This is a genomic window from Flavobacterium flavipallidum (genome assembly GCF_038289905.1).
Lineage (GTDB): Bacteria > Bacteroidota > Bacteroidia > Flavobacteriales > Flavobacteriaceae > Flavobacterium > Flavobacterium flavipallidum.
In genome coordinates this window covers 18,567-28,609 of the sequence record NZ_JBBYHU010000043.1, presented here as the reverse complement: position 1 = coordinate 28,609, position 10,043 = coordinate 18,567, and the positions used below count along the sequence as shown (strand labels likewise).

Sequence of the window (10,043 nt, the reverse complement as noted above, 5' to 3'; positions counted from 1 at the left end):
ATAAATATAAGAAATTTCATTCATTTAAGCAATATAAACACATAAAATTATGGATCGAATTATTGATTTATATGACTTATATAACAAAAAAAGTCGGAAGAATAATCTTCCGACCATGACTACCTAAAGCCTCATTTTCTACTACAACAAATTAAAAAAATCTAAAATTCCCATCTTACAAAAGCCTCCATAGCCGCATAATGGGCCAAACCTAATTGATTGTATAATTGAGCAGTTTCTGCATTTCTGTCTTCGGCTCTTTGCCAGAATTCCCTTGAATCAGTTCCCTGAAATACTACACCATCTTTTTGCGATTGGTGTTTGAAAATTCCGTGTCTTTTAGTCAAAACCTGATCCGGGCTCATTGGCACGGCCATTTCAATTTCATCAATACCCCATTCTTGCCAAGCCCCTCGGTACAACCAAACCCAGCAGTCTTTCATAAAATCTTTCGGTTTCAATTGTTTTACCGCTTCAAAAATTGCATCCAGACATACTTTGTGCGTTCCGTGTGGATCGGCTAAATCTCCTGCTGCATATATTTGGTGTGGTTTTATCTTTTCGATAAGAACCATGGTAATTTGAATGTCCTCTTTCCCGATAGGTTTCTTCTCAATAGTTCCTGTTTCATAAAACGGAAGTTCCATAAAATGAATCTGGGCATTAGGTAATCCTACGAAATGACTCGTAGCACGAGCTTCTCCTTTTCGAATCAATCCTTTGATGTAACGAACTTCCGGAATATCAATTTCGCTGGCTTTTTTGTTCTTAAGGAAAGTAGCTGCTTTTTTATAAATGTCTTCTGCTTCACTATTTTTGATTCCAAATTTCTCATTGTAATCCACTACAAAGCTGGCAAAACGTAATGCTTCATCATCGGCAACGGCAATGTTTCCTGAAGTTTGATAAGCCACATGAACTTCATGACCCTGCTCTTGCAAACGCATAAAAGTACCTCCCATACTAATGATATCATCATCGGGATGCGGACTAAAAAGTAAGACTCTTTTTCTAGCCGGTTCGGCTCTTTCAGGTCGGTTTTCATCATCTGCATTTGGTTTTCCGCCCGGCCAACCTGTGATGGTGTTTTGCAGTTTATTAAAAATTTTAATATTGATGTCATAAGCAGGACCTGAATCGGCTAATAAATCACTCATTCCGTTTTCAATATAATCGGCATCGGTAAGCATTAAAATTGGTTTTTTCAAATCTAATGCTAAGCCTAAAACGGCTTTTCGGATTAATTTATCCGTCCAAACAATTTTTTCAACTAACCATGGTTTGTTAATTCGGGTTAGTTTAGAAGAAGCTTCTTTGTCTAAAACAAAAACTGCATTGTTATGCTCTTGCAAAAAGGAAGCTGGAATATGATTGGTCACTTCGCCTTCAACTGATTTTTGGATAATGTTTGATTTTCCTTCACCCCAAGCCATCAGAATAACTTGTTTGGCTTCCATGATTTTTTTAACTCCTAAGGTAATCGCTGTTCTTGGCGTATTGCTCAATCCTGAAAAATCACCACTTGCAGCTACTCTGGTAATATGATCCAGCGCAACTAATCTGGTTTTAGAGTTTTGTAAAGAACCGGATTCATTAAACCCGATATGCCCATTTCCTCCAATTCCAAGTATTTGCAAATCGATTCCGCCCAAAGCTTCAATTTTAGCTTCATAATCCGCGCAGTAATCCGCAATTTGCTCTTTGGATAAAGTTCCGTCAGGAATATGATAATTTTCAGGTAAAATATCTACTTTATCTATGAGTAATTCTTTCATAAATCGCACATAGCTATTTACTGAATTAGGCTCCATTGGATAATATTCATCCAAATTGAAGGTGATGACATTTTTAAAACTCAATCCTTCTTCTTTATGCAAACGAACTAATTCAGCATACAATCCTTTTGGAGAAGAACCTGTTGCAAGACCTAATACACAGGATTCGTTGTTGGCTTGTTTTGATTTGATAAGTGTTGCAATTTCCTGAGCAACAGCTTTAGAAGCTTCAGCTGAATTTTCGAAAACTACCGTATTGATATTTTCAAATCGTTTCTCAAATCCTGTCGCTTTGTCTATTGTACTTTTCATTATTCTTTATTTTTATTTTATAATCTTAATTTCAATTATTTTCTTGACCAGCTTCTGTATTGATGTCCTTTAAAGGCATAAAAGATGATCATAAGGTAGGTAGGTAACAAAATCAAATAGGCAATTTGATTGCCACTTTTGACTGTTTTACTCATATTATTTGCCAGATTAGCGGCATTTATATTTTCGACTAAGGCCCCGTAAATTAAAGGGAAAATGGCTCCGCCAATGATTCCCATAATTAATATGGCACTTCCTACTTTAGTATATCCGCCCAAGTCCTGAAGAGCCATTGGCCAAATAGCAGGCCAACATAAGGCATTAGAAAGTCCCATAAGCGCCACTAAAATAATTACTAGTGGCAATGCCGGAATTCCGGGTAATTGAATATGTATAGCAGGGGAAACAGTTACTATTAAAAGGACTAAAATCAACCCAAAAATTCCCGAGGCTTTTAATGCCTGAACCTGAGAAATGTATTTTGGAATAAGCGTAATTCCTAGAATATATCCTACTACCATTGCGGTCATGGTAAATGAAGTCAGTTTTAAATAAAAGTTACCGTCTTCACCATAAACACCTAGTTGTTTACCGAAACCTCCAATGGAATCTCCTGCCAAAACTTCGGCGGATAAGTATAACATTAAAGTAATGACACCTAAAACTAATTGAGGGAATTGGAACGCATTTTGGATTTGTTTAAAAATACTCATATGGGCTACATTTCCATCTTTGTCCAAATCGATTTCCGGTAATGGAGAAAAACGTACTAATAGTGCCAGAATAAGTATTACGGCTCCCATATACATGTAAGGAGTTTGTAATTGCAGTGCTAGAGTGTCCAATGCTGCTGATTTAGCTTCGCTATCAAGAGCTGCAATTTTTTCGGCAGTGTAATCCTGCATATTTGACAAAACTAAAGCTGTTAGAACTAAAGGAGCAACAAAACCAGCTAATTTGTTAGCAATTCCTAATACGCTGATTCTTGCTGCAGCACTTTCTCGTGGTCCAATAACCACAACATAAGGATTAGCGGCTGTTTGTAAAATTGCCAAACCGGTTCCCATAATAAATAACGCTATTAGAAATAAATAGAAAGTGCGACTTTCGGCAGCCGGATAAAATAAAAATGCTCCAAAAGCAATAGTGAGTAAGCCAAATGAAATTCCGTTTTTATAACCGATATTCTCAATTACTTTTGAAGAGGGAATAGCCATGACAAAATAGGCAATATAAAATGCAAAAGTCACAAAATAAGCCTGTGAGGCTGATAATTCACAAGCCAATTCAAAGAAAGGAATTAGTGGACCATTTAACCAGGTTATAAATCCCAGTATAAAAAATAAACTGGTTAAAATAATCATAGGGATTACTGCGCTCCTTTGATTTGAATGTATTGTAGATTTCATTTTTGACATCGTTTTTTAGTGAAAGGTTTTAGTAGTATTATTCATTAGATGGTTTTCCAATGGTAGCTAATATTCCTCCGTCAACATAAAGAATGTGTCCGTTTACAAAATCACTCGCTTTTGAAGATAAGAAAATGGCTGCTCCTTGTAAATCTTCCGGATCTCCCCAACGATTTGCCGGTGTTCTGCTGATGATAAATTCGTTAAATGGATGTCCGTTTACTCTAATTGGAGCTGTTTGACTTGTTGCAAAATAACCCGGACCAATTCCGTTAGTCTGGATGTTAAATTTAGCCCATTCGGTAGCCATGTTTTTAGTCAGCATTTTCAATCCACCTTTTGCAGCAGCATAAGCACTTACAGAATCTCTTCCTAGTTCACTCATCATAGAGCAGATATTGATAATTTTTCCACCACCACGTGCAATCATACCTTTGACTACATTTTTAGAAACAATAAACGGACTAATTAAATCTACATTTATTACTGCCGTAAAATCTTCGACTTCCATTTCAATAATTGGAGTTCTTTTGATAATTCCGGCATTGTTTATTAGAATATCAATTGGAGCAACTTCCGTTTCAATTTTGTTTATGGCTTCAATTACCGCTTTTTCATCGGTAACATTAAAAACGTATCCATAAGCTTCAATTCCTACCGACTGGTATTCGGCAATAGCTTTGTCAATTGCTTCCTGCGAAAGATCGTTTACTACAATTTTTGCTCCAGCATGTCCCAATCCTTTTGCCATAGCCATTCCTAAACCATGAACTCCTCCTGTAATTAGTGCTGTTTTTCCAGATAAATCAAATAAGTTAATCGACATTGTTTTTATTGTTTTAATTAGTATTTATTTTGGTTTTTATCAGTTTTGATATTGCGAAGTTATATTTGAAATCAAAAAAGGTATTTCAATATTTACCAATTAACTTTCGAATTTGTGTAAACAGCTTGTTTTATAGCTATAAATCCATGAATAACAGGTTTCTGAGTAGGTTCTAGTTGGCTATTTTTTTGCTGATTATAATTAAAGGTTCAGTGGAAATGTTGTGAAGATTCTTTTTTTGAAAACCATGAAGAAAATTAAGAGGTTTAGGAATACTGTAAATCTTAATTTTCTTCATGAACTTAATAGTTTAAAAACACTTTTATGTTTCAAACAAATAGCAGTCAAATTAAATTGAAAAAGGCGACTAAATCTTTTGATTTAATCGCCTTTTGATGAAATGGGATAAGAGTTATTTGATACTCACAACTAAAGGATTTTTTAGTTTTTGATTAAAATCATTCAGGTAGTCTAACCATTTTTTAGCATCGGTAATTTTTCCTGCTTTATCCCAGGCGGCTCCTGTGTAGTAAATAAAAGTTTCGTTGTTTTTAACGGTAGTTTTAGCTAATAATTGTTCGTTATTGACCCACATTTTTGTAATAGGAGTTGTCATTATCGAACCTACTCCGGTTGTACCATTTTCATTCATGGTAGGTTCCCAATATCCAATAATTCCTTGTTGTTCGTTCAGTGAAATGTATCCGGCCTCGGATCTTCGAATGATTCCCACTACAACCGGCAAGGTGTTATCACTGTTAAAAGTATAGACGTTTTCGATGCGATTTAATTGTGAACCAGCATCGATAGAAATGGTTTTTGTAGCACTTACTTTTATTCCTCCGGCATTCCAACTATCATAAATCAATTGAAATGTAGTGCGTAAAGGACCGTTGTCCAGAATTTTCCAATGCTGATAATTTCCTGAATAACGGATGGTGTCATTTACAAATGGAGCCATATTACCGGCGCCTAATGTAAAGCCTACATGGTAATAGTCTAAACCATCGCCATGGTCAGTATGATAATCAGCCCTTTTATAGCGTTCGTTAAGAATCATTTGGTTAGTGCGTTTTACCCAAACATCAAAACCATAAGCATTGTCTTTTTCTTTTTCCAGTGCTTTACCGTAGGCGCGAAAAGCTATTTGGTCGTTTTCCCAGGCAAAATCATCTTTACGTTCCGGTACATAGCGGGCATAAGTTTTGGCAGTAAAAATTTCCGGTTTTCCTTTTTGTATCAAAAGAGTAAGTGACGATTTGGCTTTGACATCCGTTTGTACCAATACATTTTGAATAGCGGAGTGTCCTTTGTGTTCTAATTGATAGGGAATTTGCTTTTTAGTAACCGAATTAAGAACTACAAAATTAGCAGTGTCAATTTGGGGATATTGTAGTAAAACGGCGTCCCATTTTATGGCTACCACAGCGTCTTTGTAATTTAAAGCTGAATGGTTTTGGATGCTTACAATCGCTTTTGTTTGTGCTAAAAGGGCCAAAGGCAATATAAAAGCAATTCCCGAAAATAATTTCATAAATTTCATGAGTGAGTTATTTTTTAGTCTTTTAAAATTAAGATTCTTCTTTAGAGTTGTCGGTTTTATCTAAATATTCGCTTGGCATACAACCGTAATGTTGTTTAAATGCCGTTGAAAAATAAGAAGGCGAATTAAATCCACACATATAAGTGATTTGTGCAATCGTGTAGCGTTTGCTTTGCATCAGTTCAACGGCTTTTTTAAATCGTATTCTTTTTATAAAATCCATTGCTGATTCGCCGGTAATGGCTTTTAATTTCAAATAAAGATTGGAACGACTCATCCCGATTTTTTTACTGAAAACATCCACTGTAAATTCTGAATCAGCCAAATGTTCTTCAACGATTGCTATAGCTTCTTTCAAAAATTCTTCATCCAGAGTATTAAAAGCAATATTTTCCGGAACCATTTCTTTTGATGCAGAATAATATTCTTTCAGGCGTTTACGAGAGCGAAGTAGGTTGGCTACTTTTACAGCTAATAATTGAGTTGAAAAAGGTTTTGTAATATAATCGTCAGCTCCCATTTCCAAACCTTTTATTTGCTGACTGGTTTCCGTTTTAGCAGTTAAAAGCATGAAAGGAATGTGGGATGTATTGATGTTTTGTTTTACTCGTTTACAAAAATGTAGTCCATCAAGTTCAGGCATCATTACATCGCTAATAATAATATCAAATGGTTGAACTTCCAGTAAATCTAGTGCCATTTGACCATCATAAGCCACTGTTACTTCATACATTTTGCAGAAATAATCCTGTAGATAAGCTAAAATTTCTTTGTTATCATCAACAATGAGTAGTTTGATGGCTTGTACTCCTTCGGTAATTTCGTTGATTAAATCTTCATTTTCTTCTATGGGCAAATAATTTTCATTATTGTTTTCTTTTTCGGTCACTATAGCAACTTCCTGAATACTATTTTCAAGATGCAAATCATTTTTATAAGTTTCGTCTGAAATAGGGAGGGTCACTGTAAAAGTACTTCCTTCTTCTTTGGTACTTTCTGCAGTAATAGTTCCATGATGCAATTCGACCAAACGTTTGGTAAATGCCAGTCCGACACCTGAACCTAAATTCATTTCTTTATTATTTACCTGATAAAAACGATCAAAAACTTTGGCTAAATCTTCTTCGCTGATTCCAACACCCGTATCGCTAACTTTTATAACTATTTGATCTTCTTTTTTCAATAATTCAATGCTGATATTATGTCCTGCTTCGGTGTATTTAAAAGCATTGGAAAGCAGGTTGAATAGTATTTTCTCCATAGCATCCTTATCAAAATAAAACGAAAGAGCTGTTTCTGAAGAATGGTTTGTAAAATGGATTTGTTTTTTCTCTGAAAGTGGTTTGAAAGATTCGTAAACTTCCTGAACAAAACGCACAATATCATTTTTACTTACCTTGAGCTGTTGTGTTCCCATTTCAGTTTTTCTGAATTCAAATAACTGATCCACCAGATTATACAGTCTTTTAGCATTAAGAAACATCAGCTCATGCTTCTTTTTGGTTGCTTTATCAGTAAAAGGCAGTTTTAATAATTCTTCTAAAGGTGCTAATATGAGTGTTAACGGAGTTCGAAGTTCGTGTGAAACATTGGTGAAAAAATCCATTTTTACCTGATTGATATCGCGTACTCTTTCTTTATCGATGCGTTCTTGTTTGAGCTGTTGTAAGGCTTTAATTCGTTCGGTAATCATTCGGAAACCAATATAGGTAGCCGTACCGATTACTATGAGTAACAGTAGAATAAACCAGCTAGTTTTGTACCAAGGCGGCAGGATTTTAATTTCTAAATTTCTAATGGCACTCATTTCACCATTTGGTCCCATTGCTTTAATCTGCAAATTGTATTTTCCAACCGGTAAATTACTGTAACTAATCTTTAGTTCATCTGTAAGTTGCCAATCTTTGTCAATTCCGTCCAGTTTGTAATAATAGTGGGTACGATTAGAGGATATATAATTGAAGGTATTAAAAAAGATACTAAACTGTTTGTATTCAGGTCCAATTTCGATGCTTTCTGTCTGGTCAATATGCTGTTCCAGAATGTTGGTTTCGTCATTAACAGCAACAGTTTTATTTAATGCTTCGAGTGCTGTAAAATTCAGTTTTAACGGAAGTGCCTGCTGTTTTATCATAGACGGATAGAAATAGGAGAGTCCTTTGATTCCTCCAAAAAGCAACATTCCATCTTTAGCTTTATAAAATGAGTATTCGTTAAATTGATTGTTTTGCAAACCGTCGCTTTCGTCAAATGTTTGAACCGAACCTTTATCCGGATTGAATTTTATCAAACCTCTGTTGGTTGAAATCCATAGGTTTCCATCTTCGTCAGGGATGATACCATAAATCGTTTCTTTGACAAAATCGATGGTTTCTTTAAAACTAATAAATGTTTCCTGAGTTTCATCATACAGGCGTAGTCCTTCTCGGGTTCCCATCCAAATGCGATGTTTTTGATCTTCGGTAATACAATTTACAATATCATCGCTTCGTTTTCCGTGTCCAATGTCTCCAAATAAAAGATTATCAGGATAAAATAAGGTTACACCGTTAGTTGTCCCAATCCAGATACGATGTTTGCTATCCTCAAAAAGATAGGTAATGTCATCAGAAGAAGGACGTTTTCCGGCTTTGTCTAAATGAACGTGAGTAAACGATTTGGTTTCCGGATGAAATTGATCTAAACCGGATCTTGTGCCCACCCAAATACGACCTTTATAATCTTTTAAGATACTGTAAACCAAATTTCCGGCTATGGAACTTGGATTGTTGTCATCATGAAGAAACCGCTGTACTATGCCATTGTTAGGATTTAGTAAATTAAGTCCTCCATTGTGAGTTCCAATCAGGATATTAGCATTGTTATCAAATTCAATGGCTTTGATGTTGTTAGAACTTAAACTGTTTGGATTATTTTCGCTATTCGAATAATAGCTTATGGTATTGGCGTTTTTGTTCCAATAGTTCAGCCCTTTGTCATTACTTCCTATCCAAAAATTACCTTTTGCATCTTGTTTTATTACACCAATAACTTCGTCATTTAACGAAGGTTTACCGGAGTTTTGGCTCAATAAATTGAACTTAATATCATTTTTATGGTAATAATTAATACCTCCATAATAAGTGCCTAACCAAATTCCGTTTTGTTTGTCTTTAAAAAAGCAACGCACTGAATTTTGACTGATGGTATAAGGTTGCGCTATTTGATGGTAATAGTTAGTAAACGAGTTTTCTTTAGGATTAAAAATGGAAAGGCCTTTAAATGTGCCAATCCAAAGATTTCCTTCAGTATCTTTACCTACACATCGGATGTTGTTATCAGCAATACTGTTTGCGGTTGTTTTATGCAGTAATACAGTAAGCTTATTATTTTTTGTGTCGTAATTAATAAGTCCGTTACCTTCGGTTGCTACCCATATGTTTTTATTTTCGATATAGACATCATTGATATAGGTTTTTTTAACACCAATATTAATTTTTGTCAATTGAGAACTGTTGGGTTTTAATTTAAAAAGACCAACATCTGTACCCAAAATTATTTGTTTTTGCCAAAGTCCGATGTAAGCGATTTTTTTAATCTCATGGGATGAAGCATTGAATTTAACCGGGATAAAACGATCTGCTTTTGGCGAAAGTACAAAAACATCACCAGCAATGGAGGTTGCCCAAATTTGATGGGCATTGTCTTCTGTAATTGAAGAAATATACCATTCGCCCAGACTACGAGGCAGCTGATAGTTTGTAAAACTGTCGGTGTCATAGTTATAAACACTGATTCCTTTATTCCCTCCAATCCATAATTGTCCTTTGTGATCCGTAAATAAGCTTCGAATATAGTACGACTGTAAGCTGTTTTTAACGTTTTTTATTGGTCGATATACTTTAAATCCCTTACTGTCATAACGGTTTAAGCCATCCTGTGTACCAATCCAGATAAAACCCAGAGCGTCTTGTCTAATGGCAAAAACAGTACTTTGCGACAAGCCTTTATCGACCGAAATGTTACGAAAATAGCGATCCTGCATTTGAGCATGACTCTTAGTGGCTAAAAGAGTAATGCAAAACAGTGCGATACAAGCAATCTTTTTTCTCATGACAGTGTGGATTATAGTTGTTTTTCTACGCTTATTTTCTTTTAAATAATATTTATTTTTCTCGTTAAAAGAGAACAACAAGTTA

General features: G+C 35.1%; 5 protein-coding genes. All 5 read right to left on the bottom strand.

Going from position 1 to position 10,043, the window contains the following annotated elements:
* Positions 1–161: 161 nt before the first annotated feature.
* On the bottom strand, positions 162–2,090 hold the full coding sequence (gene nagB / locus AAEO59_RS15260; RefSeq protein WP_341701614.1) for a glucosamine-6-phosphate deaminase: 1,929 nt from the start codon (positions 2,088–2,090) through the stop codon (positions 162–164).
* A gap of 32 nt (positions 2,091–2,122) precedes the next feature.
* The gene (locus AAEO59_RS15255; protein ID WP_066329988.1) at positions 2,123–3,496 is read right to left on the bottom strand and encodes a sugar MFS transporter; all 1,374 of its coding nucleotides are present in this window, start codon (positions 3,494–3,496) and stop codon (positions 2,123–2,125) included.
* A 37-nt stretch (positions 3,497–3,533) separates the two neighbouring features.
* Positions 3,534–4,322, bottom strand: a complete 789-nt coding sequence (locus AAEO59_RS15250; protein ID WP_066329898.1) for a gluconate 5-dehydrogenase — start codon at positions 4,320–4,322, stop codon at positions 3,534–3,536.
* A 412-nt stretch (positions 4,323–4,734) separates the two neighbouring features.
* Positions 4,735–5,865: a DUF4861 family protein gene (locus AAEO59_RS15245; RefSeq protein WP_341701613.1), complete on the bottom strand. Its 1,131-nt coding sequence runs from the start codon at positions 5,863–5,865 to the stop codon at positions 4,735–4,737.
* A 28-nt stretch (positions 5,866–5,893) separates the two neighbouring features.
* On the bottom strand, positions 5,894–9,958 hold the full coding sequence (locus AAEO59_RS15240; protein ID WP_341701612.1) for a hybrid sensor histidine kinase/response regulator transcription factor: 4,065 nt from the start codon (positions 9,956–9,958) through the stop codon (positions 5,894–5,896).
* Between the last annotated feature and the right edge of the window lie 85 nt (positions 9,959–10,043).

Excerpts from the sequence above, each read along its gene's own strand:
- AAEO59_RS15255 (WP_066329988.1), bottom strand. The coding sequence starts at position 3,496 with ATGAAATCTACAATACATTCAAATCAAAGGAGCGCAGTAATCCCTATG.
- AAEO59_RS15250 (WP_066329898.1), bottom strand. The coding sequence starts at position 4,322 with ATGTCGATTAACTTATTTGATTTATCTGGAAAAACAGCACTAATTACA.
- AAEO59_RS15245 (WP_341701613.1), bottom strand. The coding sequence starts at position 5,865 with ATGAAATTTATGAAATTATTTTCGGGAATTGCTTTTATATTGCCTTTG.
- AAEO59_RS15240 (WP_341701612.1), bottom strand. The coding sequence starts at position 9,958 with ATGAGAAAAAAGATTGCTTGTATCGCACTGTTTTGCATTACTCTTTTA.